The organism is Nocardia sp. NPDC059236 (assembly GCF_042754085.1).
GTDB lineage: Bacteria > Actinomycetota > Actinomycetes > Mycobacteriales > Mycobacteriaceae > Nocardia.
The window spans coordinates 93,493-117,303 of record NZ_JBHZAF010000012.1; the positions used below are offsets into that span (position 1 = coordinate 93,493).

A 23,811-nucleotide genomic window follows, 5' to 3' on the forward strand; every position below is an offset into this window, starting at 1 on the left:
CTCGGGACCGGAATCAGTGCCGGGTCTCGGCCCGGGTCGCGTCCAGGAAGACGCGGATCGCGCTGGTCAGCTGTTCGGGCTGATCCTCGGGGGAGAAGGTGCGCGAATCGTGGATCCATTCGATGCGGGCGTCGGGGAATTCGGCGGCCAGGCGTTCGGCGTAGCGGTCCGGGAAGAAGCGGTCGCCCGCCGACCAGGCCAGTAGCACCGGCTTCTTGAAATCGGCGAAAGTCTTTGCGGCGGCGAGGGTGTACTGGCTGTCCAGGCCGCCGATGGCGCGGCGGACGTCCGCACGGATGGCCTTGGTGCCGACCGGCAGGGCGTACGAGTCGCTGACCGCGCGGTCGATCGGGCCGCGGGCCAGCCAGCCGTAGGCGATGGGCAGGCGGCGAACGGCGCGGATGCGCAGACTCAGGGCCAGCGAGGCGAGCGCCCCCGGAGTGCGGGCGGCCAGGCCGACGTAGTCGAAGAACGGCGGCGGGAAGTTCTCGTAGGCGTCGCAGGAGGTCAGCACCAGGCGGGCGACGAGGTCCGGGCGGGCGGCCACGACCAGCTGGCTCACCGCGCCGCCGGAGTCGTTGCCCACCAGGGTGACCGGGCCGAGGTCGAGTTTCTCGATGGCCTGGATGACCAGCTGGGCCAGGCCGGGGGCGCTCAGGTCGGCGCCGGGCATGGCGGTGGTGTGCGAACCGAAGGGCAGATCGATTGCCACGCAGCGGAATTCGCCGGCCAGCGCCGGAACGACCCGGCGCCACAGGTTGGCATTGACCAGCAGTCCGTGCACGAAGACGACGGGATCGCCGCTGCCGCTGTCGAAGACGGTCAGCGTGCCCTGCGGCAGGGTGAGCTCGCGGCGGGCGCCGAGGGCGGGGTCGCGCCAGGCGGCGCGGGATTCGGGGGAGATGGTGTGCGTCATCTGGATGACTCCTCTAGGAGCAGTGACGGTGAAGACGGTTTCAAACTAACAAACAGGCTGCCTGTTTTCAATGGTTTCGCGTTACGATCCAGGCACCGAGCCAGAAAGGTGTCGATGATCAGGCAAGCCGAACGATCCGAGTCGACCCGCGCGAATCTGATGGCCGCCGCGCGCGAGCTCTTCGCCGAGCGCGGCTACGCGGCGGTCAGCACCCCCGAGATCGTGGAGCGCGCCGGCAGCTCCCGCGGCGCGCTGTATCACCAGTTCAAGGACAAGAAGGACCTGTTCCGCGCCGTCTACGAACAGGTGCAGCAGGAGATCCTCCAGCAGGTCGCCGAGACCATGGCCGAGGCCCCGCCGACGGACACCATGGCCGTTCTCGAAGCCGGGCTGCACAACTTCCTGCTCTCCTGCGTCGACCCCGAACGCGTCCGCATCACCCTCATCGACGCGCCGTCGGTGCTCGGCTGGCAGGAGTGGCGCGCGGTCGACGAGAAGTACGGCCTGGGCCTGGTCGTCGCGGGCCTCGAATCCGGTATCCAGGCCGGCATCCTGCGCGCCGACCTCGACGTCCGTCCCCTGGCCCTGATGATCCTCTCCGCCCTCGGCGAGGCCGCCATGTTCATCGCCAATGCCGACGATCCCGAAACCGCCCGCGCGCAAACCGAACCCGCGGTGCTGGCCTTGATCAACGGTCTACGGGTCTAGACGCCGAATCGCGCGACACGCCCCGGGATCCGAGCCTGCGGCCCCAGAATCGATGGGATGACGGACCTGGCGCTCACCCCGCAACGCCGAGCCGAACTGGTCGCCCTGCTCGGCGACGAGCCGCGGCTGCGCACCGAATTCCCCAGGGTCGCAGACTATCTCGACACCGCCTCCCGCCTGCCCGGCACCGGCGACGAACGCGCCGACGCGGCCTTCGACCTCCGACTGGTCCACCACCTGACCGGCGACAGCTCGGCAAACCCGTACTGGGACATAGTCGGACCGTCCGTCTCCACGGTCGCGGGCCGCCGCGTGGTCGACGGCGGCCGCGCCACCGGCAGCACCAGACTCGGCTTCGCTCAGACGATCCTGCAATCCGCCTACGCCTACGCCATCCCCGCCCCGGAAACCATCGCCTGGATCACCACCCTCTGCGCCGGCCGCCCACTGACCGAAATCGGTGCCGGCCGCGGCTATTGGGCCGCCCAACCGCCGGCCGCGAACACCACACCCTGCTCCTGTGCTGGCCCCCCGGCTGGGGCAATCACATGGCCTCCACGGCTCTCGCCGACTTCACGACCGCCGGCGGCACCCACCTCATCTACCTGGGCGAACCCCGAGGCGGCAGAACGGCCGACACCGCCTTCTTCGACACCCTCGCCTCCACCTGGCACCTGGATTCCGAAGACCCCCACTACGTCTCATGGTGGAACCTCACCGACACCGCCCAATCCTGGACCCGCCCCTGACCCACCACTCCGAGATCGGAGCCTCATGCTCTTCCCGTAGGCGATCCGCCGCTTCAAGGGGAGGCAGACCCGGCAATCCCTGCGGTGGCAGCATTGGAGGGCAGTAGGGCTGGAATTGGGCCGCGCTGCTTCGAATCTTCGCCGTCGTAGGGCGTGGCGACGATAGGCACGTCGAACCGCTGTGGGACCTGGATCCGACCGAAGGAGGGGCAGGAAGATGAGAACCATGCAGTCTGTGGTCGCCGACACGGTGGGCGAACCGTCCGAGGTTCTGCACCTGCAGACCCGCCCCGTTCCGGAGCCTGGTCCCGGCGAGGTCCGGATCCGGGTGGCGGCTGCACCCGTTCATGCCAGCGACCTGCATACCGTCCGCGGCAGATACGGATTCGCGCCGGAATTCCCCACCGTGCCCGGAATCGAATCCGTGGGTGTGATCGACGAACTCGGTAGCGGCACAGACGGTCTGACCGTCGGGCAACGCGTCATTACGGTCGGAGTCAGGGGAACGTGGCAGGAGTATGTCGTTGCCGATGCCGAGCGGGTCTTGCCCGTTCCCGTCGGCATGAGTGATTCCACGGCCGCCCAGATTCTCAGCAATCCGCTCACCGCCGTGATCCTGACCGGTGATGAACTCGATGTTCGACCGGGTGAATGGCTCTTGCAGACGGCGGCCGGTTCAACCGTGGGCCAGTCGGTCATCCAGCTCGGCGTGCACATCGGCTTCAAGACCCTCAATGTGGTCCGCCGCCGATCCGCGGTCGAGGACATCCTCGCGTTGGGCGGCACCGCGGTGATCTGCACGGAGGACGAGGACCTGCGCGAACGGGTGGCCGACATAGCGGGCCACGACGGGGTGTCCAAGGCGATCGACTGTGTCAGTGGTCAGGTGGGTGCGGACGTGTCGCGCGCGCTGGCACCGCACGGTGAGCTGGTCGTCTTCGGTGCGCTGTCCACGCACCGCCAAACCGATCCCGACAAACTCACCATCCCCGTCCTCGCGCGCTCGCTGATCTACGAAACCAAGACCGTTCGGGGGTTCTGGCTCTTCCGCTGGTTCACCGAGACCCCGAAGGATCGGATGGCCGCAACGATCGACCGGACACTTCGACTCGCCGGCAGCGGCGCGCTGCGGGTGCCGGAGGGCCGGCCGATTCTCGTCGAAAAGTTCAGCGAAGCTGTCTATCTGGCCGAAGCTCCCGCACACGGGGGCAAACCGCTGCTGGTGTTCGAACCGTAGTTCACCTTCCTGGCGTCTGCGTGTTCTTTCCACTCGCGCCGCCGCTGCGAGCTTCGATGGCCTTGATGGACTTCTCGAACGGCTTTCCCAGGACGCGGGTGCCGAACAGTCCGAGCACCATCGCGAGCAGCCGTCCCTTGAGGTTCTTGCCGTCGCGGACCACGACGGCGTCCACGTCGGTCATGCCGGTGGGCAGCTGCGTGATGGTGTAGGTGTGGCCCGAGGCGCCACCCCACAGGTTGGAGTCGGTGGTCGTCATCACCACGTGATGGGGGTCGCTCCAGTCGTAGTGCAGGCGTTCCCAGATGCCGCTCGAGCCCTCCGTGACATCAGCGTCATGGGGGCCTTCGTGATGCACCTCGAGGTAGCTGTCCGCGCTGTTGCCGAAGAGTTCGTGCCGGCCCGGCCCGAAGTCTGTGAGGCCGGCCAGGAACTGCTCAGGCGTCGCGGTGGTCGTCTTGTGGAGATGGATCGTGGTCATGGCGCACGCCTTCCTTGACACTCGAATGATCCGCTCCGGTTCTGAAGACCGGGGTCGGTGACCCACATCCAGAACACCACTCGTTCGAGCGTCACGGAAGAGGTCTGCTCGACCCGATCCTGCGAGTCCACCATCACCCGGTGATGACGACTGTCCCCCGGGTGGCTGCAGTGCGATCGCGGGAAGCGTGGATAAGCCTGTGCCCCAGTCGCTCTCATAGCGACTGCGGCTTTGTCTCCTCGGTCCGAAAGGTCTGATTTCATCAGTTCTTCTCGGCGACACCCGGCCCGAGAGACAAATATCCTCAGGTTGCCGGTGGGTAGCCTGTGCCACATGTCCGATGAGCTGTGGGGTGTCGTACCGGACGAGCTGCGTGAACTGACGGCCTCGCGAGAACGGCTACACGATCTGGTCGAGGCGGTGTACACGGTGGTCTCGGACCTGGATGTGGATCTGGTGCTGCGGCAGCTGGTGACCGCGGCGGTCCGGCTGGTCGGTGCCCAGTACGGCGCACTGGGTTTGCTCGAACCCGAGAACGGGAGCGGTGAACGGCAGCTGGCGCAATTCGTCCCGGTCGGTATGGACGAGGAGACGATTCGCCGGATCGGGCACTGGCCGCACGGCCGGGGCGTGCTCGACGCGATGCTGTCCGGGGAGCACCCGGTCCGGCTGGCCGACCTCACCAAGAGTCCCGCCTTCGAGGGCTGGCCCGACGGGCATCCGCCCATGCGCAGCTTCCTCGGGGTGCCCGTGCGCTATCGCGGCACGGTCCTGGGCGACCTGTACCTGACGAACAAACGCGGCGGCGCGTTCAGTGACGAGGACGAACGGATCATCGAGGCGCTGGCCGTCATCGCGGCGGTGAAGATCGTCAATGTGCGCATGTACGACCAGGTGCAGCGCGACACCGTACGCCGCCGGCATGACTCGGCCAGGATCGCCGTGCTGGCGGAGCGCGATCGCATCGCCCGCGACCTGCACGACTCCGTGATCCAGCGCATCCACGCCTCGGGCCAGGCCCTGCAGGGCGCGCTCCGGATGAACCCGGCGCCCGAGATCGGGGAGCGGCTCGCCCGCGTGGCGGCCGACCTGGACGGCACCATCCAGGACATCCGCGCCACCCTCTTCGCGCTGCCTCCGACCACCGGTGGGCAGGGTGGATTGCGCAGCGAGATCACCGAATTGGTGTCCACCGCCGCCCGCCACCTCGGCTGCACACCGAGCCTGCGGCAGGACGGTCCCCTCGACACCCGGGTGCCGCCGGAGACCGGGCGGCAGGCGCTGGCCGTACTGCGTGAGTCACTGTCGAATGTGGCGCGCCACGCCGAGGCCACCCGCATCGACGTGGACGTCACCGCAGCCCGGGGTGAACTGCGAATCTCGGTGGCGGACAACGGTATCGGCGTGGGCGACGCGCCCCGGCGGGGCGGGCTGCGCAAGATCGCCGAACGCGCCACCGATCTCGCCGGCGCGCTCGAACTCGGGCCGGGTCTGGACGGGTACGGCACCACGCTGGTCTGGCGGGTGCCGATTCCACAGGTCTGAGCCGGCGGCAGCTTCCGGCCGGGTGCGTCAGTTACCAGGCTGCGCAGCCGCCGGGGTCGTGGTCTTGTCCGCCCACTTGGTGGTGCCGTCGGCGGCCTGCAGGGTGGACAGCAGATCGATGCCCGAGGCGATGAGGGTCGGGCCGCCGAGGACGATGGTGCCGATGATGCCGCCCGCCGCGGCGCCGGTGGTCAGGCCCGGGAGACAGCCCGCCACCAGGGTGACGATGCAGCCGATGGTCGCGCCGATGGCGGTGCCCACGAAGGTGCCGATGGTGGTGGCCAGGCTGAACTGGGTGGTGAAGCTGCTCAGCGCGCGGTCGTTCTCCACCTGCGAGGCAACCGGTTTCACGACCAGCGGCTGCGACACCGACACCCCGGCCGGTTTGTCGGGAGTGAGGGCCAGCACGGTGCCGTTCTTCTGCACCTCGGACTTGACCGGAATATCGATGGGTCCCAGATGGAATTTCAGCGGCAGCGTGAGCAGCACCTTGCCGTCGGCGTCCTTCACGTTCACCACGTCGGCGGGCTTGGCCGCCGGGTCCGAATCGGGGGCCGCCGGCGCGGAATCCTCGGCCGCCTGCGACAGCTCGAAGGTGCCGCCCTCGAGCGTGGTGACGACGGTCTTGTCCACCAGCTTCGCCGAGTACACCAGGCCGGGGGCCGCGGGCTCGGCGTTCGCCGCGCCGGTTGCCACCGAAAGTGCGGTGGCCTGGGTCACGAGTGCGCCGATCACCAGAGTGGCAGTCGCGCAGGTGTTGCGGAACTCCATGCGGTATCCAATCCGTCAACGGGTGTGGGCCGTCCGAACCCAGGAGCTTAATGGAATTCGATGGTGCCGAACAGGTTTCGGGCGCAGGACACCGCGCGGGAAATATTCGTCCGTTATCGGGAAAATATCCCTAACGTCCGGATTGCCGCAGTGTCGCTCACAGTAACGCCCGCGGTGTGCGCCCGCGCGCCGATTCGGCAAACTCCTTGCCATGAGCCTCAGATTCAGCGCCGGAGTCCTGCTGTTCCGCCGCACCACCGGCCTCGAAGTTCTGATCGGGCACATGGGCGGACCGTTGTGGGCGAAGAAGGACGCCGCCGCCTGGTCCATCCCGAAGGGCGAGTACGAGCCCACCGAGGAGCAGCCCCGCGACGCCGCCCGCCGCGAATTCGGCGAAGAACTCGGCCTGCCCGTGCCCGATGGCGAATGGATTCCGCTCGGCGACGTCCAGTACGGCAGCGGAAGCAGCAAGAAGCAGGTCACGGTCTGGGCTGTCGAGGGCGACCTGGATCCGGAACAGGTGGTGCCGGGCACGTTCGAAATGGAATGGCCGCCACGATCCGGGCGAATCGCCGAATTCCCCGAAATCGACCGGGTCGCCTGGTTCGACCTGGACACCGCCCACGAGAAACTCGGCAAGGGCCAGCGCCCCTACCTCGACCGCCTGCGCGAGCACCTCGCCGGCGCGTAGCCCGGCATACCGCGTTCGCGGTATGCCGAAAGTCCACGTCCGGACGACGACGGCTACCCGGTCCCGGCGGCAGGGTGGTTGTTACTGCGAACAGCTAATCGCCACCGTTCGGAAAGGACGTCGATGACCCATACACAGCTCGCCGGGAGCCAGCCCGTGGTCCGGACCTGTCCGTTCAGCCCGCCCGGGGAATACCGGGAATTGCGCGAGCAGGATCCGGTCGCGCACGTCACCCTGCCGGACGGCATCGACGGCTGGCTGATCACGCGATACGCCGACGTGCGGGCCGTGCTGTCCGACCCGCGTTTCAGCTCGAGGCGCCGCGGTGTCACCGGCAATCACCGCGGCTCGCAAGAGATTCCGCCGCCTCCGCCGGGCTGGTTCATCTTCATGGACGCGCCGGAGCACAGCCGCCTGCGCAAGATGCTCACCGGCCAGTTCACCGTGCGGCGCATGCGTGAGCTGGCCCCGGCGGTGGAGCGGATCGTCGCCGATCACCTGGACGCCATGGCGGCGGCCACCGGTCCGGTCGACCTCGTGCAGGACTTCGCGCTGCCGATTCCCTCGCTGGTCATCTGCGAGCTGCTCGGGGTGCCGTACGCCGATCGTGCGGAGTTCCAGCACAATTCGGCCACGCTGCTGCGGCTCGGCGCACCCGCCGAGGAGGTGGCGCAGGCCCAGCTGGAACTGAACCAGCTGATCCATCGCCTCGCCGTCCAGAAGCGGACCGAGCCCGCCGACGACATCCTCAGCGCCCTGGTCCGGGACGGGGACCTCACCGATGAGGAGCTGGCGGGCATCGGCGTGCTGTTGCTGGTCGCCGGGCACGAGACCACGGCCAACATGATCGCCCTGAGCACCCTGTGCCTGCTGCGCGACCCCGCCCAGCTGGCCCTGCTGCGCGCCGAGCCCGAGCATGCCGACGCCGTGGTGGAGGAGCTGCTGCGCTTCCTGAGTGTCATCCAATTCGGTATCCGCCGAACGGCTCTGGAGGATGTCGAGGTGGGCGGTCAGCTGATCCCGGCGGGCGGCACGGTGGTCGCGCACCTGCCCGCGGCCAACCGCGACCCGGAGCTGTTCCCCGACGATCCGGAAAGCCTGGACCTGCTGCGCCCCCATCGGCCGCACGTGGCGTTCGGCTTCGGTATCCATCAGTGCATCGGCCAGCAGCTGGCCCGGCTGGAGCTGCGCATCGCGCTGACCGCCCTGTTCGAACGCTTCCCGGAGCTGCGGCTCGCGGTGCCGCTGGAGGCGGTTCCGATGCGCGACGAGATGGTCGTCTACGGCGTCCACGAGCTGCCGGTGGCCTGGTAGGAGCGGGGATATTCCATGAAGATCCACATCGACGAGAACAGATGCTGTGGTGGCGGTCAGTGCGTGGTGGCCGCACCGGAGGTGTTCGATCAGCGCGACGAGGACGGCGTTGTCCTGCTGCTCGATCCCCGCCCGGCCGAGGAGCTGCTGCCGCAGGTGCTCGATGCCGCCGCGCGCTGCCCGGCCCTGGCCATCCGGGTGGAGCAGTAGTGCCCGGCCCCGATCACCTTGTGGTGGTGGGCGCTTCGGCCGCCGGTCTGAGCGCGGCCGAGGCCCTGCGGCGCGAGGGCTTCACCGGCACGCTCACCCTGATCGGTGAGGAGACCCACGCGCCCTATGATCGGCCGCCGCTGTCGAAACAGCTGCTCACCGGTGACCGGCAGCCGCCGGAGATCGAGCTCCGCGACGATGCGGCGCTCGAGCGGCTCGATCTGGAACTGCGATCGGGTTGCCGCGCAACAGGTCTGGACACCGATGCGCGCACCGTCACCCTCGCCGGCGGCGACCGGGTGCGCTACGACGGCCTGATCATCGCGACCGGCCTGCGCCCCCGGCGCCTGCCCTTCGGGCACGACCTGGCCGGAATGCACGTGCTGCGGACCCTCGACGACGCCCTCGCCCTGCGCGCGGAACTGGCGGCGGGGCCGCGGGTGGTGGTGCTCGGCGCGGGCTTTCTCGGCAGCGAGATCGCCGCGTCCGCACGGGAACTCGGGGTGGACGTCACCCTCGTGGACGCCGAGCCCGCGCCGCTGATCCGCCAGTTCGGTGCCGAGGTCGCGGACCTGGTGGCTGCTACGCATCGCGACCACGGCGTGCGAATGCGGATGGGCCGCAAGGTTTCCGATATCGAGGGCGCGGACGGCCGGGTCACCGCCGTGGTGCTCGACGACGGGACCCGGCTGGCGGCCGATGTCGTGGTGGTCGCCATCGGCTCGGTGCCCGCTGTCGACTGGCTGGCCGGATCCGGTGTTCCGGTCGGCGACGGGGTGCTCTGCGACGAATACTGCCGGGCCGCGCCGGGCGTGTACGCCGCCGGTGATGTCGCCAACTGGCCGCATCCGGGCCTCGGCGCGCGGGTCCGGTTCGAGCAGCGCACCAACGCGGGCGAGCAGGCCATGGCCGCGGCTTGCAATCTGCTCGCCGAACCGGTGCGGGAAACACCCTATGCGCCAACACCTTTCGGCTGGACCGACCACTACGACAGCAAGATCCAGATCCACGGCTGGTGTCCCGCCGGCGCCCGGACCGAGATCGTCGCGGGAGACCCCCGCGAGCGCAAGTTCGTCGCGCTCTACCGCATCGGCGACCGGGTCGTCGGGGCGGTGGGCTGGAACAGCGCCCGCACCCTGCGGGAATACCGTGGCCGCGTCACCGCGCCGGGTCACGCCGATGCGTGCGGCGGGTAGGTACCTTGACGACGTGCGGATGATCGCCCGGCTGCGGTGCTGGCTGCGAGTCCGGCCGTGGGCGGCCGACCTCGCGGTCGCGATCGGATGCTTCCTGGTCGCCACCCCCGTGGCCGCGAGCATGGCGTATCTGCGGCACAGCCCGATGGACCGGGCGGTCAGCGGGCTCGCGCTCACCTGTGTGCCGCTGCTGGTCCGCAGCCGGTGGCCGATCCCGGTGGTCGCCGCCACCGTGCTCGTGGAAGTCACTCGCTACCTGGTGATTCCGTACTCCACTCCGCCGCCCGCGGCTACCGCGGTTGCGCTGTTCACGGTGGCGAACCGGATGGATCGGCGCACCGCCTGGCTGGCCGGCGTGTGTGCCGCGGTGCCGCTGGTCGCCGCCATCCTCATTTCACAGCCGAGTCCGGCGGATCTGCCCCAGGCGCTGTCCCAGATCGCCTGGACCCTGCTCGGTGTCGCCGCGGGTGATGCGGTGCGCAGCCATCGGAAGCTGCTGGCGGCGGCCCTCGAACGGGCCGAAACCGCCGAACGTGACCGGGAGGCGGAGGCCGCCCGCCGGGTCGCCGAGGAACGCCTGCGGATCGCCCGGGAGCTGCACGACGTGGTCGCCCACCACATCACGCTGGTGAACGCGCAGGCCACTGTCGCGCACCATCTGATGCGCACCGATCCGGACCACGCCTACGAGGCGCTGGAACGCATTCGCGACACCAGCCGGACCGCCCTCGACGACCTCCGCGCGACCGTCGGAGTGCTGCGCGCGGAGGACGATTCGGGGCATCCGCGCGCCCCCTCACCCGGCCTCGGGGAGCTGACCGAGCTGGTGGAGTCCTTCCGGCACGCCGGGCTGGACGTCACCGTCGAGCGTTCCGGGGATCCGTTCGAGCTGTCCTCGCTGACCGACCTCACCGCCTACCGAATCATTCAGGAGGCGTTGACCAATACCCGCAAGCACGCCGGGGTGCGGACCGCGCGGGTGCGGCTGGACTATCGACCCGACCGGGTGCGGATCACCGTCGAGGACGACGGCCGCCGGCACGCGGAGACCGGCACCGGCTACGGGATGATCGGCATGCGGGAACGCGTGAAGGCCGTGGGCGGCACGCTCGATGCGGGCCCGGGCCCGCACGGTGGTTTCCGGGTGGACGCCCAACTGCCGCATCGCAACGGCCGAAAGGGCGGGTCATGACGATTCGGGTAGTGCTGGCCGACGACCAGGCGCTCCTGCGCGACACCTTCCGCATGCTCATCGACTCCACCGAGGACATGCGGGTGGTCGGCGAGGCCGCCACCGGCCGCGAAGCGGTCGAACTCGCCCGCACCCACCGGGCCGACGTCGTGCTCATGGACATTCGCATGCCCGAGCTGGACGGCCTGGCCGCGACCCGGCTGATCAGTGCGGACGAGGACCTCGCCGGCGTGAAGGTGCTGGTGCTCACCACGTTCGAGTACGAGGAGCACGTCGTCGAGGCCCTGCACGCCGGGGCGAGCGGATTCCTCGGCAAGGGGATGAACGCCGACGAACTGCTCGCCGCGATCCGCACGGTCGTCGCCGGCGACGCCCTGCTGTCGCCCACCGCGACCAAGGCGCTGATCGGCCGCTTCCTGGCCCAGCCGGACCCGGTGCGCTGGGAGCCGCCGCCCGCACTGGCGGCACTCACCCCGCGCGAACGCGAGGTGGTCACGCTGGTCGCGCTGGGCCTGTCCAACGACGAGATCGCCGAACGACTGTTCATCACCGCCCTCACCGCCAAGACCCACGTCAATCGCGCCATGGCCAAACTCGATGCGCGCGACCGGGCCCAGCTCGTCGTCATCGCCTACCGCACCGGCCTGGTGCGCCCCGACACTCCGAGCTGAACCGGGCAGTCTTCCAGTCGGCTACAGCCGAGGGTCGACCGGCTCGGTCTCCAGGGCCAGGATCGCGAATACCGCCTCGTGGACGCGCCACAGCGGCTCCCGGGCCACGAAGCGGTCCAGGGCCTCCAGGCCCAGGGCGTACTCGCGCAGCGCCATGGAGCGCTTGCCGCCGAGGCCGCGGGAGCGGAGGCGGTGCAGCTGGTCGGGGCGCAGGTACTCCGGGCCGTAGATGATCCGGAGGTATTCCGGGCCACGGCATTTCACGCCCGGCTGCACCGGCCGCCCGCTGCGGGTGCCGGTGCCGGACACCAGCGAGCCGAGCGGCTTCACCACCATGCCCTCGCCGCCGGCCGCGGTGAGCTCGGTCCACCACGCCGTCGCGGCAGCCTCGGCCTCCGGAGAGGCGAGGTCGACCGGGCGGCGGCCGGTCGGGGTGAAGAACTCCGGGTCCGCGGCGACCAGGCGGTCGATGCGCTCCAGGTGCCAGTTGTGCTCGCGCCCTGCGTAATTCGCGCCGGAGGCGGCCAGCAACTGGAACGGGGCCAGGCGCACGCCGTCGAGGCCGTCGGTGGGCCAGCAGTAGCGGCCGTAGGCGGCGGTGAAGGCGTCGGCGTCGGCCCGGCGAGCTCCGGTCCGCGCGGCGAGATCGCCTGCGTCCAAACCTCGTTCGACCGCGGCCGCCAGCACCTCGCCGGCCCGGCCGAGCGAGGCCCGGGCTGCCGCGCCGACCGCGGCGTACTGGTTGCGCAGCAGCCCCAGCGCCTTGGCCGACCACGGCAGCAGCTCGGTGTCCAGCAGCAGCCAGTCGGTGCCCAGTTCCTCGAACAGCCCGGCGGTTTCGGCCGCCGCCCGCACCCGGGCCAGCAGCGATTCGGTGCGCGCCGGATCGTCGAAGAACGGGCGGCCGGTGCGGGTGTACACCGCGCCGGTGCTGCCGTCCTCGACGCCGAACCGGTCCCGCGCCGCCTCGGCCGACCGCGAAACCACCACGACCGCACGCGAACCCATGTGTTTCTCTTCGCACACCACGGTGTCCACGCCCTCGGAGCGGTAGTACTCGAAGGCCTGGGCCGGGTGCTCGAGATAGCCGTCCAGGGTGGAGGTGGCGCACGGCGACATGGTCGGCGGCAGGTACACCAGCCAGCGCGGGTCCACGGCGAAGCGGCTCATCACCTCGAGCGCGGCGCTCGCGGCGTTCTCCTGCACGGTGACCCGGCCGAGATGGCGGGTCTCCACCACCCGCCGGCCCAGCACGTCGTCCAGGTCGAGCACGCCCGGATCCCGCTGCACCACCGCCTCCCCGGTGGCGAAGGTGGCCGCCGCGAGCGGGCGCACCGGCTCGAACCAGACCTGTTCGGCCGGCACCGACACCGGCTCCCGCTCCGGGTAGCGCAGCGCGGTCAGACGGCCGCCGAACACCGCGCCGGTATCCAGGCACAGGGTGTTGTTCACCCACACCAGTTCGGTCATCGGCGTGTGGCCGTAGAGCACCAGCGCCTGGCCGCGGTAGTCGTTGGCCCACGGGTACCGCACCGGCAGCCCGTATTCGTCTGTCTCGCCGGTGGATTCGCCGTACATGGCGAACTCGCGTACCCGGCCCGAGGTACGGCCCTGGTACTGCTCCTTCAGACCGGCATGCGCGACCACCAGCTTGCCGCCGTCGAGCACATAGTGGCTCACCAGGCCGCGCATGAATTCCTGTGCGGTCTTGCGGAATTCGGCGTCCTCGGCCTCCAGCTGCGCGAGCGACTCGGCCAGGCCGTGCGCCACCGTGACGCGGCGGCCGTCGAGCGCGCGCACCAGCTTGAACTCGTGGTTTCCGGTGACGCACAGGGCGTTTCCCGATCCTGCCATGCCCATCACCAGCCGCAGCACGCCGGGCGTATCCGGCCCGCGATCGACCAGGTCGCCGACGAACACCGCGGTGCGACCCTCGGGGTGCCGCGCGTCGACCGCCCGTCCCTCCGTGTCCCGGGCGATGACATAGCCGAGTTCGCCCAGCAGCGTCTCCAGCTCGCTCCGGCAGCCGTGCACGTCACCGATCACATCGAAAGGCCCGGTGAGATCGGTCTTGTCGTTCCACAGGCGCTCGTCCGCGATGGTGGCGGCCTCGATCTCCTCGACGCCCCTCAGCACGTGCACCTTGCGGAAACCCTCGCGCTCCAGGAACTTCAGCGAACGCCGCAGATCGCGCTGGTGGCGCCCCACCACGTGCGGCCCCAGATCCGCGCGATCCACCCGCAGCGCATTGCGCTGCACGCACACCGCCTCCGGCACGTCCAGCACGATCGCCACCGGCAGGACATCGTGCGCCCGCGCCAGCTCCACCAGCGCCTGCCGCGCCTTGGGCTGCACATTGGTGGCGTCGATGACGGTGCGCAGCCCGCGCCGCAGGCGCACGCCCGCCACGTGGTGCAGCAGCTCGAACGCCTCGGCCGTCACCGACTGATCGGCCTCGTCATCGCTCACCAGCCCCCGGTAGGCGTCCGATGACAGCACCGCCGTCGACCGGAAGTGCTTGTGCGCGAACGTGGATTTCCCGGAGCCGCTGCTGCCGACCAACACGACCAGCGACAGCACCGGAACCGACAGCTCTGCCATCACGCGACTCCTTTCTCATCGCCGTTCTTCCCGTCCTGTTTGGTGAACACAGCCATCTGCGTCGACGCCCCCACTTCCGCATCCTCGGGCCCGATCGGCTCGAACCGCACGGCATACCCGTACGTCCCACCGACCCGGTCCGCCCAGTCCGCGAATTCTGCCCGGCTCCACTCGAATCGGTGATCCGAATGCCGGAACGCGCCCGCGTCGAGCCCGTCGTAGCGTACGTTGTACTCGCTGTTCGGCGTCGTCACGACCACGGCGCCCGGAGCGGCAGCCCCGAACACCGCGTGCTCCAGCGCCTGCAACCGCGGCGCGTCCACATGCTCGATCACCTCCATGAGCACCGCCGCGTCATAACCCCGCAAAGCGGCGTCGGTATACGTCAGCGCCCCCTGCCGCAGCGTCACCCGCCGCGACTGCCACTCCGGCACCCGCCGCAGCCGCCGCGCCGCGATCTTCAACTCGCGCATCGACACGTCGATCCCGACGATCTCCGTGAACGCCCGGTCCGCCACCAGCTCCAGCAGCAACGCCCCCTGCCCGCACCCGAGATCGAGCACCCGGCTCGCCCCGGCCGACAGCAGCGCCCGATGCACGGCCGCCCGCCGCAATACCGCCAGCGATGGGCCGCGTTCGCCGGCCTCCGCGGAACAGGAAGCCTCCGCCCGCGGATCGGTCGCCGGAACCGGATCACCGGTCCCACCGGAGGCCAGGCCGAGGTCGGTTGCCTGCGCTGATATCAGCTCCGTTGCGGCCGAGGAGACTTCGCCGCCGAGGTCGGGCGCGGGCGGCGTGGTCTCGATACCGGCCCCCTCGTCGTCGGTATCGTGCTCGATCGCGCCGAGTTCCTCCGGGTCGGCGTCGTCCAGCTCGGCGAGGCGGGCGAGGGCGGCGCGGACCAGGATGTGGCGGCGGGTGAGGTAGCGGCGGGTGATCCACTCGCGTTCGGGGTGGGTGGTGAGCCAGCCCTCGCCGAAGCGGAGGAGTTTGTCGATTTCGGCGGAGTCGAGCCAGTAGTGCTTGCTGCCGTCGAGGACGGGCAGCAGGACATAGAGGTGCGACAGCGCGTCGGACAGGCGCTGCGTTCCGGTGAGTTCGAGCCGCAGGTAATGGGAATCGCCCCAGTCCGGGAAGGCCGGGTCCAGGGGGAGGGGAGTGGCCACGACGGTCCAGCCCAGGGGCGCGAAGACCCGCTCGGCGTACTCGGCCCCGCCCTTGCAGGGGACGGCCGGGAGCTCGATGCGCAGCGGGAGCGCGGTCTCGGCCAGCTCGGGACGCTGCTTGCAGCGGCCGTGCAAGGCGGTGCCGAACACCGTCGAAATGGCCACGGACACCAGCGAAGACGCCGCGTACGGGCGATCGTTCACATACTGCCCCAGGCTGAATTCGGGGGTGCCCTTGGACTTTCCCCGCACCAGCCGGACCGGATCGATCTCCAGCAGCAGCGCGGCCGTGCACCGGTCGTCGCCCGCCTCCGGGTAGAGCACGTGCGCGATGCCGTAGGACTGCTCGAAAGTCTGTATGCGCGAAGGATTCTTGTGCAGCAGGTACCCCAGATCGGAGGCCGGCCAGGCGGCGCCCTCGGGTCGCGTACAAGAAATCGTCAACAGCATCCTGAGATGCTCCCGTAGGCCGAGAGCGCCCGCAAATACATTTCCGTCTCGACCTGCGCCGATAGTCGCGACGGGGGCGGACCCCTCAGTGTAGGGGGCTTGCTGGGGAGCGCGATCGCGCTCACACTCGAAAACAGGTGTCCGGGGGAGGTTTTCGTCGGCGATCCGAGGGGCCGGGACGAAACACCATTCGGGCTCACCGTGATCGGAGAGCTGGGACCCGGGCGGGGAGCTGTGCGACAGGCGGTGGCGGCATGCACCGATTCGATTCGACCCGTCGGCGTGTCCACGCCGGATCGCTCGTGGCGGTCGCGGCACTGGTCAGTGCCTGCGCGATCGCCGGGGCACCACGGGCGGCGACGCCGCAGGTGGGGGCACTGGATCTCGGCGGCTACAGCGGGCGGCCGCTCGTCGCGCCGGCGGTGGCCGGGGAAGCCTATGGGCGGCTGATGGAATCGGTGCGGATGGCGGACGCCGTCATCGCGCCGAGCGCCGTCGATCCGACCCTCGCACAGACCGCGGCCATCCCGGTACCCACCCCGGAGGACGCCGTCGGAATCCTCGCCGACGCCACCCGCGCCACCCTGGCCGCACACGGCATGCTGGCCGGATTCAGCATCGGCGGCACCGACGATCCGACCGGCATCCCGGAGATCGGCACGGCCCGTTCGGTGCGGCTCACCGTCCTGCGCATGCGGGACAATATGGCGGCCATCGACGCGGCCCGCGAGATAGATGGGCGCGACTTCGACGTCAACCACGACAATGTCGTCGTCCCATTCTCCGAATACTTTGCGACACATGGTCATTGGCGCACCTTCGTGCCGACGATGGCGGTCACCCTCGCCCACGGCCCGTTCGTGGTGACGCTGTTCGTCACCCATCCGGCCACGGATCTGGCGGCCCTGAAGCAGCTGGCCGAGGCCACCTTCGACGCCGAACTGCCGAAGCTGGACGCCTTCACGCCGACACCGGCCGAGGAACTGTCAGCGCTCCCACTGGATCCCGGCGGCATGCTGAGCCGCCTGCTGCCCGCCGACCCCGGGAAATGGCCCTATCCCGAGCTCTTTCACGACGTGCAGCAACCCATCGCCGGTTGGGGCGGACACCGCAGCGCACGCGGCATCGTCTACGGCCCCGTCCTCGCCGAGCTGTGGGTCGACAGGTCCGGCGCGGACCCGCGCATCCCGGTCGAGAGCATCGCCGTCACGGATTCGGCCCGGCTGCTGCGCTTCCCCGACGCCGTGGCCGCCCGGCACGCGCTGAACCGACTGTCCGAGCCCAGTGCCGGCGGGTCCGTCACGACCCCGCCGGCCGGCGTCCCGGACGCGGTCTGCCTGCGGGGTCCCGGCTCGAATCCCGCAGCGCGCGAGAGCGAATACACCTGCCTCGTCCTGGACGGCCGCTACTTGGCGCAGGTCTCGGCCCTGACCGAGCAACTCGTCCACCGCATGGCCGTGGCACAGTACGCGCTGCTGGTCGCCGATCGCTGAGCCCGCGGATCGCCGATTCGGCATCCGCTCGGCCGCGTCCTCCCCGGCGAAGAACGATCCCGGCGTGTAGGTTCGGCGCGGCGTCGCAATCCGTGCGGCAATCCGGACTGACGGACAGGAGCGGGAATGCGCTTGGTGGGCAAGGTCGGTGTGATCGGTGCGGTCGCGGCCGCCACGGTGCTGGCCGCGGGGTGCGGCAGCAGCAGTGACAACAAGGCGGCGTCGACCACCACTGCCAAGGCCACGCCCAGCGCGGCCGTCGCCACCACGACCCAGAGCAAGGGCCGCGAGTGCACGGCCGACGACATCAAGGTCGACGGCGGCTTCGGGCAGGCTCCCAAGATCACCATCCCGGACGACTGCGACCCGCCCAAGCAGCTCATCGTCAAGGATCTGGTCGCGGGCAGCGGCCCGGCCGCCAAGGCCGGGGATCAGCTGACCATGAACTACACGCTGGTCACCTGGTCCGACAAGAAGGTCCTCGACTCGTCCTTCACCCGCGGTGAGCCCTTCGAGCTGCCGCTGGGCGCTGGCGAGGTCATCAAGGGCTGGGACCAGGGCCTGGTCGGCGTCCAGCAGGGCGCCCGCCGGCTGCTCATCGTCCCGCCGGACCTCGGCTACGGCGCGGGCGGCCACGGCATGAAACCGTACGAGACGCTGGTCTTCGTCACCGACGCCGTCAAGGTCGGTAGCTAGACCCGAACCCCGGGTACCAGGGCGACCGGTCGACCGACCGGCGTCGCGATGCCCCGTGCAGCGACCGGTTACACGGCCCGAGGGGCCGTCAACTAACCTGGTCGGGATGCGTTCGGGGGGAACCTAGACGTCAACCATGAACTACGAACAAGGAGCATGTCCGTGAAGAGCACCGTCGAGCAGCTGAGCCCGACTCGGGTCCGCATCAATGTCGAGGTGCCCTTCGAGGAGCTGAAGCCGGACTTCGACCGCGCCTACAAGGCTCTCGCGCAGCAGGTCCGGATCCCGGGCTTCCGTCCGGGCAAGGCGCCGGCCAAGCTTCTCGAGGCCCGTATCGGCCGCGGCGCCGTGCTGGAGCAGGTCGTCAACGATGTGCTGCCCAAGCGCTACAGCGAGGCTGTCATCGCCACCGAGGCCAAGGTCATCGGCCAGCCGGAAATCGAGATCACCAAGATCGAGGACGGCGAGGAGCTGGCCTTCACCGCCGAGGTCGACATCCGCCCGGAGATCACCCTGCCGGAGTTCTCCTCCATCGCCGTCTCGGTCGACCCGATCGAGATCACCGACGAGGACATCGACGAGCAGCTGCAGTCGCTGCGTCAGCGCTTCGGCACCCTGAAGTCGGTCGAGCGCGCCATCGAGAACGGCGACTTCGTCTCCATCGACCTGTCCGCCACCGTCGACGGCGAGACCGTCGAGGAGGCCTCCACCACCGGCCTGTCCCACGAGGTCGGCTCCGGCCAGCTCATCGAGGGCCTGGACGAGGCCCTGATCGGCCTGAAGGAGGGCGAGTCCAAGGACTTCACCTCCACGCTGGTCGCCGGTGAGCACGCCGGCAAGGAATCCGTCATCACCGTGACCGTGCAGTCGGTCAAGGAGCGCGAGCTGCCCGAGGCCGACGACGAGTTCGCCCAGCTGGCAAGCGAATTCGACACCATCGACGAGCTGAAGGAAGACCTGAAGACCCGCGTCGAGCGCGTCAAGAAGGTCCAGCAGGCCGGCGAGATCCGCGACAAGGTGCTCGAGCAGCTGCTCGAGACCGTCGAGATCCCGCTGCCCGAGGGTGTCGTCAAGGCCGAGGTCGACGCCGTCGAGCACGACGCCGTCCACGGCTTCGACCACGACGAGGCCAAGCTGGCCGAGGCCCTCGAGGCCCAGGGCTCCTCCCTCGAGGAGTTCAAGAAGGACACCAAGGAAGCCGCCGAGAAGTCGGTCAAGACCCAGCTGCTGCTGGACGCTGTCGCCGAGGCCGAGAACACCCAGGTCGGCCAGGACGAGCTGTACGAGCGGATCATCTTCCAGGCGCAGCGCTACGGCATGTCGCCGGATCAGTTCATCCAGCAGATCCAGCAGGCCGGTCAGCTGGGCGCGGTCTTCGCCGACGTGCGCCGCGGCAAGGCCCTCGCCGGTGTCGTGGTCCAGGCCGTCGTCACCGACACCGCCGGCAACGTCGTGGACACCGCCGAGATGTTCGGCAACCCGGCCGAGGAGGCCGAGGAGGTTTCCGCCGAGGAGCTCGCCACCGTCGCCGACGCGACCGAGGCCGCCGAGGCCGAGGCCGAGTAAACAAATGCCGGCGCCCCGGTGTCCGGGGTCTCGGGTGACACCCCGAGAACCCCGAACGCGGGAACGTGAGGTGTTGACGTAAGTTTGCGCTGTGAGCGAAGCAGGGCGGTACCGGGAGTTCGGTGCCGCCCTGCTTCGTTAGGGTTTGTGTCAGCGAATCAGTAGGGGCTTGTTAACCGAGCCATTGAGAGAGGGCAGGTATCCGTGACAAATCATCAGGCAGGGGTGCGCATGACATCCGCGACTGCTGGTCTGAACCTCAGTGATTCGGTGTACGAGCGCCTGCTGCGCGAGCGCATCATCTTCCTGGGAACTCAGGTCGACGACGACATCGCCAACAAGCTGTGCGCGCAGATTCTTCTGCTGTCGGCCGAGGATCCGACCAAGGACATCTCGCTCTACATCAACTCCCCGGGCGGTTCGGTGACCGCGGGCATGGCCATCTACGACACCATGCAGTTCGCCGAATGCGACATCCGCACGGTCGGTATGGGCCTGGCCGCCTCCATGGGGCAGTTCCTGCTCGCCGCCGGCACCAAGGGCAAGCGCTACGCGCTGCCGCACGCGCGGATCATGATGCACCAGCCCTCCGCTGGACTGGGTGGTTCGGCCGCTGACATCGCCATCCAGGCCGAGCAGTTCGCCTACACCAAGCGCGAACTCAACGAGCTGCAGGCTCAGCACACCGGCAAGTCCATCGAGCAGGTGACCGCCGACGCCGACCGCGACCGCTGGTTCACCGCCGCCGAGGCGCTCGACTACGGGTTCATCGACCACGTGGTCACCCACGCGAGCCAGACGAACGGCAGCAGCAGCAAATAGTTCCGCAGCCCATTACACAGACTTTGGAGTGACGCGTATGTCCAACATGATCGATCCGCGGGCCGCGGGCATCACCTTCGCCGCCGCCGGCAACCTGCCTCAGTCGCGCTACATCCTGCCGCAGTTCACCGAGCAGACCAGCTTCGGCCAGAAGGTCTCGGACCCGTACAACAAGCTCTTCGAGGAGCGGATCATCTTCCTGGGCAACCAGGTTGACGATGTGTCGGCCAACGACATCATGGCCCAGCTGCTGGTGCTCGAGTCGATGGATCCGGACCGCGACATCACCATGTACATCAACTCGCCCGGTGGTTCCTTCACCGCGCTGATGGCCATCTACGACACCATGCAGTACGTGCGCGCCGACGTCGCCACCGTCTGCCTGGGCCAGGCCGCCTCGGCCGCGGCCGTGCTGCTCGCCGCCGGTGCCCCCGGCAAGCGTGCCGCGCTGCCCAACGCCCGCGTCCTGATCCACCAGCCGTCCACCTCGGGCGGCATCCAGGGCCAGGTCTCCGACCTCGAGATCCAGGCCGCCGAGATCGAGCGCATGCGTCGCCTCATGGAGACCACCCTGGCGCGCCACACCGGCAAGGACGCGGACACCATCCGCAAGGACACCGACCGGGACAAGATCCTGACCGCCGACGAGGCGCAGGAGTACGGGATCGTCGACCAGGTTTTCCAGTACCGCAAGCTCAGCGCCCAGAAGTGAGCTGGGCGGGTGGCGGGGTTCTGTGTGTCCCAGGGCGTCCCCGCCACCCCGGCAGGGGTGAGCCCACGCACATGTCCGACGAGAAACGTGCCCAAGTTGTCGACCTCGGTCAGCCGAAGCGGGTACGGTCACTCTAGGGACCTTTGCTCGTGGTTGTCGGCTCTGCCTCTGCATCCAACACAGGTGCTCGTAATGGGCACTGTGGATACACACAGCCGAATTGCCGGATCCGCAAACTCAGGGGTCACGGCTTACGCTCGAAGAAGGCAGCTCGCCGGCAGCCGGGGACAGACGGTTGCACGCGGACAAGGAAGTAGGGACCCAGGAGATGGCGCGCATCGGTGATGGCGGCGATCTGTTGAAGTGCTCGTTCTGCGGAAAGAGCCAGAAGCAGGTCAAGAAGCTCATTGCGGGACCGGGGGTGTACATCTGCGACGAGTGCATCGACCTCTGCAATGAGATCATCGAGGAAGAGCTCGCCGAATCCAGCGAGGTCAAGCTCGACGAATTGCCCAAACCCGCGGAAATCCGGGATTTCCTGGAGCAGTACGTGATCGGGCAGGACGCCGCGAAGCGAACCCTCGCAGTGGCGGTCTACAACCACTACAAGCGGATTCAGGCCGGCGACAAGGGCCGCGACTCCCGGGGTGAACCGGTCGAGCTGGCCAAGTCCAACATCCTCATGCTCGGCCCGACGGGCTGTGGCAAGACCTACCTGGCGCAGACGCTGGCCAAGATGCTGAACGTGCCGTTCGCCATCGCGGACGCCACCGCGCTCACCGAGGCCGGTTATGTCGGTGAGGATGTCGAGAACATCCTGCTGAAGCTGATCCAGGCCGCCGACTACGACGTGAAGCGCGCCGAGACCGGCATCATCTACATCGACGAGGTCGACAAGATCGCCCGCAAGTCGGAGAATCCGTCCATCACCCGTGACGTGTCCGGTGAGGGCGTGCAGCAGGCGCTGCTGAAGATCCTGGAGGGCACGCAGGCGTCGGTGCCGCCGCAGGGCGGCCGCAAGCACCCGCACCAGGAGTTCATCCAGATCGACACCACCAATGTGCTGTTCATCGTGGCGGGCGCGTTCGCCGGTCTGGAGAAGATCGTCCAGGATCGAGTCGGCAAGCGCGGCATCGGTTTCGGCGCGGAGGTCCGGTCCAAGGCCGAGATCGACACCGCCGACCACTTCGCCGACGTGATGCCCGAGGACCTGATCAAGTTCGGTCTGATCCCCGAGTTCATCGGCCGCCTCCCCGTCGTCGCCTCGGTCACCAACCTGGACAAGGAATCCCTGGTCCGCATCCTGGCCGAGCCGAAGAACGCCCTGGTGAAGCAGTACGTGCGCCTGTTCGAAATGGATGGCGTGGACCTGGAGTTCACCCAGGACGCCCTGGAAGCCGTTGCGGATCAGGCGATCCTGCGCGGCACCGGCGCCCGCGGCCTGCGCGCCATCATGGAGGAGGTACTCCTCCCGGTCATGTACGACATCCCCAGCCGCGACGATGTCGCCAAGGTGGTCGTCACTGCCGACACGGTGAACGACAACGTCCTCCCGACCATCGTCCCGCGCAAGCGCCAGACCCCGGAGCGCCGCGAGAAGTCGGCGTAAGGCCCTTCCACAAGCAAAGAAACCGGCTCCGCGAGAATCCCTCTCGCGGAGCCGGTTTCGTTCTCTCGCCACGCGGCCGCGCAGGAGTTACCTGCTCGAGCTGATCAGCGTGGAAGGTAGACGCGCGGACAACCTTGTGGCACCGAGTGCTTGATAGACCCTGCCGAGGGTGACGAACTGGGTGACCGACAGTCCCATGTGCGTTCTCCTGTGGGCTGTCCGTTACCGGAAAGCCAGGGAGTCGGTGACGGTCGGTGGAGCCGATCGCGCCCGTCGCGAGGATCGCCGTTGATCCCCCGTGGTTCGCCGTTGAACCTTTACTCCGTTACTTCAGAAATCGGTGTGGCTGGGTCACCTGTTACGACGGGGTGACGTCGCTGATTTCATCGGCATCGGGGGAAGGGAATTTCGCGGCGGGCGGGGTCAGCGGCGGGGGAATTTGAAGGTGAAGGGGGCGGGCTCGGGGACCGGGAAACGCTCGCGCGGGGCGACGAGCAGAATGGCCAGGCCGAGGGCGGGCATGGCCAGGGCCGCCAGCAGTTCGAGGGTGAAGTTGAGTCCGCTCAGTGTCGCCGGGCGGTGGAAGGCGTGGTAGATGAAGTGCGGCACGCCGAAGACCAGCCACGCCAGCCCGGTGACTCGGGCGATGACGCTGTCGCGGTAGTAGAGCGCGGCGCCGGAGATGGCGCCCAGGGCCAGGAAGAAGGCGCCCACGTCACTGGCCAGGTGATGGTTGTACGGGCCGTCGGCGCGCACCCAGTGCAGGCCGAATCCGGGGAAGCTGGTGTAGAACGATTCGGGCGCCACGACGGCCCACAGGCCGGTGATCACCCCCGTGGCGGTGAGCACGCCGAGCATGATGAGCAGGGCGATCCAGCGCCGCCGGTTGATCTCCAGCCGCATGCTGACCCGCACCCCGTCACCGGTGCCGCGCAACGAGATCCGCACAGGCCCTCCCGCCCTCGCCGAATCACTGTGCTGCCACCGTAATTCGGGGAGCGGGAGGGGACAACCC

22 protein-coding genes are annotated in these 23,811 nt (G+C 68.9%); 16 read left to right on the top strand and 6 right to left on the bottom strand.

Annotation, left to right across the window (positions count from 1 at the left end):
* Positions 1 to 13 precede the first annotated feature (13 nt).
* Complete coding sequence (locus ACFXIV_RS28925; protein ID WP_379398930.1) at positions 14 to 916, bottom strand: alpha/beta fold hydrolase; 903 nt, start codon at positions 914 to 916, stop codon at positions 14 to 16.
* 114 nt (positions 917 to 1,030) lie between these two features.
* Here ACFXIV_RS28925 and ACFXIV_RS28930 point away from each other — a divergent pair, with 114 nt between their 5' ends.
* The 3 genes from ACFXIV_RS28930 to ACFXIV_RS28940 all read left to right on the top strand — a co-directional run bounded on the left by ACFXIV_RS28930 (position 1,031) and on the right by ACFXIV_RS28940 (position 3,610).
* Positions 1,031 to 1,624, top strand: a complete 594-nt coding sequence (locus ACFXIV_RS28930; RefSeq protein WP_354834734.1) for a TetR/AcrR family transcriptional regulator — start codon at positions 1,031 to 1,033, stop codon at positions 1,622 to 1,624.
* 548 nt (positions 1,625 to 2,172) lie between these two features.
* Positions 2,173 to 2,373: a hypothetical protein gene (locus tag ACFXIV_RS28935; protein ID WP_379421348.1), complete on the top strand. Its 201-nt coding sequence runs from the start codon at positions 2,173 to 2,175 to the stop codon at positions 2,371 to 2,373.
* 217 nt (positions 2,374 to 2,590) lie between these two features.
* Positions 2,591 to 3,610, top strand: coding sequence for a zinc-dependent alcohol dehydrogenase family protein (locus ACFXIV_RS28940; RefSeq protein ID WP_379398928.1), 1,020 nt, complete (start codon positions 2,591 to 2,593; stop codon positions 3,608 to 3,610).
* 1 nt (position 3,611) lies between these two features.
* Here the strand turns inward: ACFXIV_RS28940 and ACFXIV_RS28945 are convergent, their stop codons facing one another.
* Positions 3,612 to 4,091 carry a hypothetical protein gene (locus ACFXIV_RS28945; protein WP_379398927.1) on the bottom strand — a complete coding sequence of 160 codons (480 nt, stop codon included), beginning with the start codon at positions 4,089 to 4,091 and terminating at the stop codon, positions 3,612 to 3,614.
* 333 nt (positions 4,092 to 4,424) lie between these two features.
* Here ACFXIV_RS28945 and ACFXIV_RS28950 point away from each other — a divergent pair, with 333 nt between their 5' ends.
* Positions 4,425 to 5,636 carry a GAF domain-containing protein gene (locus ACFXIV_RS28950; protein ID WP_379398926.1) on the top strand — a complete coding sequence of 404 codons (1,212 nt, stop codon included), beginning with the start codon at positions 4,425 to 4,427 and terminating at the stop codon, positions 5,634 to 5,636.
* 27 nt (positions 5,637 to 5,663) lie between these two features.
* Here the strand turns inward: ACFXIV_RS28950 and ACFXIV_RS28955 are convergent, their stop codons facing one another.
* Positions 5,664 to 6,407 carry a hypothetical protein gene (locus tag ACFXIV_RS28955; protein WP_379398925.1) on the bottom strand — a complete coding sequence of 248 codons (744 nt, stop codon included), beginning with the start codon at positions 6,405 to 6,407 and terminating at the stop codon, positions 5,664 to 5,666.
* A 211-nt stretch (positions 6,408 to 6,618) separates the two neighbouring features.
* Between ACFXIV_RS28955 and ACFXIV_RS28960 the strand changes: the two genes are divergently transcribed.
* The 6 genes from ACFXIV_RS28960 (at position 6,619) to ACFXIV_RS28985 (ending at position 11,681) form a co-directional block, all read left to right on the top strand.
* Positions 6,619 to 7,098 carry an NUDIX domain-containing protein gene (locus ACFXIV_RS28960; protein ID WP_379398924.1) on the top strand — a complete coding sequence of 160 codons (480 nt, stop codon included), beginning with the start codon at positions 6,619 to 6,621 and terminating at the stop codon, positions 7,096 to 7,098.
* A gap of 123 nt (positions 7,099 to 7,221) precedes the next feature.
* On the top strand, positions 7,222 to 8,412 hold the full coding sequence (locus ACFXIV_RS28965; protein WP_379398923.1) for a cytochrome P450: 1,191 nt from the start codon (positions 7,222 to 7,224) through the stop codon (positions 8,410 to 8,412).
* A gap of 15 nt (positions 8,413 to 8,427) precedes the next feature.
* Positions 8,428 to 8,622: a ferredoxin gene (locus ACFXIV_RS28970; protein WP_379398922.1), complete on the top strand. Its 195-nt coding sequence runs from the start codon at positions 8,428 to 8,430 to the stop codon at positions 8,620 to 8,622.
* Positions 8,622 to 9,818, top strand: coding sequence for an NAD(P)/FAD-dependent oxidoreductase (locus ACFXIV_RS28975; protein WP_379398921.1), 1,197 nt, complete (start codon positions 8,622 to 8,624; stop codon positions 9,816 to 9,818). The genes ACFXIV_RS28970 and ACFXIV_RS28975 overlap by 1 nt, the downstream gene beginning before the upstream one ends.
* 19 nt (positions 9,819 to 9,837) lie before the next feature.
* Complete coding sequence (locus tag ACFXIV_RS28980) at positions 9,838 to 11,010, top strand: sensor histidine kinase (protein ID WP_379399030.1); 1,173 nt, start codon at positions 9,838 to 9,840, stop codon at positions 11,008 to 11,010.
* The gene (locus tag ACFXIV_RS28985; RefSeq protein WP_379382568.1) at positions 11,007 to 11,681 is read left to right on the top strand and encodes a response regulator; all 675 of its coding nucleotides are present in this window, start codon (positions 11,007 to 11,009) and stop codon (positions 11,679 to 11,681) included. Before ACFXIV_RS28980 ends, ACFXIV_RS28985 begins: the two co-directional genes overlap by 4 nt.
* A gap of 21 nt (positions 11,682 to 11,702) precedes the next feature.
* Here ACFXIV_RS28985 and ACFXIV_RS28990 read toward each other — a convergent pair whose 3' ends face one another.
* The gene (locus tag ACFXIV_RS28990) at positions 11,703 to 14,282 is read right to left on the bottom strand and encodes a polynucleotide kinase-phosphatase (protein ID WP_379398920.1); all 2,580 of its coding nucleotides are present in this window, start codon (positions 14,280 to 14,282) and stop codon (positions 11,703 to 11,705) included.
* A complete protein-coding gene (locus ACFXIV_RS28995; protein ID WP_379398919.1) occupies positions 14,282 to 15,898 on the bottom strand; it encodes a 3' terminal RNA ribose 2'-O-methyltransferase Hen1 in 1,617 nt (538 codons plus the stop codon). The genes ACFXIV_RS28990 and ACFXIV_RS28995 overlap by 1 nt, the downstream gene beginning before the upstream one ends.
* Before the next feature lie 254 nt (positions 15,899 to 16,152).
* Here ACFXIV_RS28995 and ACFXIV_RS29000 point away from each other — a divergent pair, with 254 nt between their 5' ends.
* From ACFXIV_RS29000 to clpX, 6 genes are all read left to right on the top strand, one after another.
* Positions 16,153 to 17,391, top strand: a complete 1,239-nt coding sequence (locus ACFXIV_RS29000; protein WP_379398918.1) for a hypothetical protein — start codon at positions 16,153 to 16,155, stop codon at positions 17,389 to 17,391.
* A gap of 126 nt (positions 17,392 to 17,517) precedes the next feature.
* Positions 17,518 to 18,087 carry an FKBP-type peptidyl-prolyl cis-trans isomerase gene (locus ACFXIV_RS29005; protein WP_379382560.1) on the top strand — a complete coding sequence of 190 codons (570 nt, stop codon included), beginning with the start codon at positions 17,518 to 17,520 and terminating at the stop codon, positions 18,085 to 18,087.
* Positions 18,088 to 18,249: 162 nt separating this feature from the next.
* Complete coding sequence (tig, locus tag ACFXIV_RS29010) at positions 18,250 to 19,653, top strand: trigger factor (protein ID WP_379398917.1); 1,404 nt, start codon at positions 18,250 to 18,252, stop codon at positions 19,651 to 19,653.
* A 231-nt stretch (positions 19,654 to 19,884) separates the two neighbouring features.
* Complete coding sequence (locus ACFXIV_RS29015) at positions 19,885 to 20,475, top strand: ATP-dependent Clp protease proteolytic subunit (protein ID WP_379382556.1); 591 nt, start codon at positions 19,885 to 19,887, stop codon at positions 20,473 to 20,475.
* Between the two features lie 37 nt (positions 20,476 to 20,512).
* On the top strand, positions 20,513 to 21,187 hold the full coding sequence (locus ACFXIV_RS29020) for an ATP-dependent Clp protease proteolytic subunit (protein WP_354834779.1): 675 nt from the start codon (positions 20,513 to 20,515) through the stop codon (positions 21,185 to 21,187).
* A 328-nt stretch (positions 21,188 to 21,515) separates the two neighbouring features.
* The gene (clpX, locus tag ACFXIV_RS29025) at positions 21,516 to 22,796 is read left to right on the top strand and encodes an ATP-dependent Clp protease ATP-binding subunit ClpX (RefSeq protein WP_379398916.1); all 1,281 of its coding nucleotides are present in this window, start codon (positions 21,516 to 21,518) and stop codon (positions 22,794 to 22,796) included.
* A gap of 423 nt (positions 22,797 to 23,219) precedes the next feature.
* On the opposite strand, the gene ACFXIV_RS29030 is transcribed toward clpX, so the two are convergent.
* Positions 23,220 to 23,744 carry a hypothetical protein gene (locus ACFXIV_RS29030; protein ID WP_379398915.1) on the bottom strand — a complete coding sequence of 175 codons (525 nt, stop codon included), beginning with the start codon at positions 23,742 to 23,744 and terminating at the stop codon, positions 23,220 to 23,222.
* Between the last annotated feature and the right edge of the window lie 67 nt (positions 23,745 to 23,811).

What these genes read in the sequence shown, in the direction of transcription:
- ACFXIV_RS28925 (WP_379398930.1), bottom strand. Translation starts at nt 916, where the DNA reads ATGACGCACACCATCTCCCCCGAATCCCGCGCCGCCTGGCGCGACCCC.
- ACFXIV_RS28930 (WP_354834734.1), top strand. Translation starts at nt 1,031, where the DNA reads ATGATCAGGCAAGCCGAACGATCCGAGTCGACCCGCGCGAATCTGATG.
- ACFXIV_RS28935 (WP_379421348.1), top strand. Translation starts at nt 2,173, where the DNA reads ATGGCCTCCACGGCTCTCGCCGACTTCACGACCGCCGGCGGCACCCAC.
- ACFXIV_RS28940 (WP_379398928.1), top strand. Translation starts at nt 2,591, where the DNA reads ATGAGAACCATGCAGTCTGTGGTCGCCGACACGGTGGGCGAACCGTCC.
- ACFXIV_RS28945 (WP_379398927.1), bottom strand. Translation starts at nt 4,091, where the DNA reads ATGACCACGATCCATCTCCACAAGACGACCACCGCGACGCCTGAGCAG.
- ACFXIV_RS28950 (WP_379398926.1), top strand. Translation starts at nt 4,425, where the DNA reads ATGTCCGATGAGCTGTGGGGTGTCGTACCGGACGAGCTGCGTGAACTG.
- ACFXIV_RS28955 (WP_379398925.1), bottom strand. Translation starts at nt 6,407, where the DNA reads ATGGAGTTCCGCAACACCTGCGCGACTGCCACTCTGGTGATCGGCGCA.
- ACFXIV_RS28960 (WP_379398924.1), top strand. Translation starts at nt 6,619, where the DNA reads ATGAGCCTCAGATTCAGCGCCGGAGTCCTGCTGTTCCGCCGCACCACC.
- ACFXIV_RS28965 (WP_379398923.1), top strand. Translation starts at nt 7,222, where the DNA reads ATGACCCATACACAGCTCGCCGGGAGCCAGCCCGTGGTCCGGACCTGT.
- ACFXIV_RS28970 (WP_379398922.1), top strand. Translation starts at nt 8,428, where the DNA reads ATGAAGATCCACATCGACGAGAACAGATGCTGTGGTGGCGGTCAGTGC.
- ACFXIV_RS28980 (WP_379399030.1), top strand. Translation starts at nt 9,838, where the DNA reads ATGATCGCCCGGCTGCGGTGCTGGCTGCGAGTCCGGCCGTGGGCGGCC.
- ACFXIV_RS28985 (WP_379382568.1), top strand. Translation starts at nt 11,007, where the DNA reads ATGACGATTCGGGTAGTGCTGGCCGACGACCAGGCGCTCCTGCGCGAC.
- ACFXIV_RS28990 (WP_379398920.1), bottom strand. Translation starts at nt 14,282, where the DNA reads ATGGCAGAGCTGTCGGTTCCGGTGCTGTCGCTGGTCGTGTTGGTCGGC.
- ACFXIV_RS28995 (WP_379398919.1), bottom strand. Translation starts at nt 15,898, where the DNA reads ATGCTGTTGACGATTTCTTGTACGCGACCCGAGGGCGCCGCCTGGCCG.
- ACFXIV_RS29000 (WP_379398918.1), top strand. Translation starts at nt 16,153, where the DNA reads ATGCACCGATTCGATTCGACCCGTCGGCGTGTCCACGCCGGATCGCTC.
- ACFXIV_RS29005 (WP_379382560.1), top strand. Translation starts at nt 17,518, where the DNA reads ATGCGCTTGGTGGGCAAGGTCGGTGTGATCGGTGCGGTCGCGGCCGCC.
- ACFXIV_RS29015 (WP_379382556.1), top strand. Translation starts at nt 19,885, where the DNA reads ATGACATCCGCGACTGCTGGTCTGAACCTCAGTGATTCGGTGTACGAG.
- ACFXIV_RS29020 (WP_354834779.1), top strand. Translation starts at nt 20,513, where the DNA reads ATGTCCAACATGATCGATCCGCGGGCCGCGGGCATCACCTTCGCCGCC.
- clpX (WP_379398916.1), top strand. Translation starts at nt 21,516, where the DNA reads ATGGCGCGCATCGGTGATGGCGGCGATCTGTTGAAGTGCTCGTTCTGC.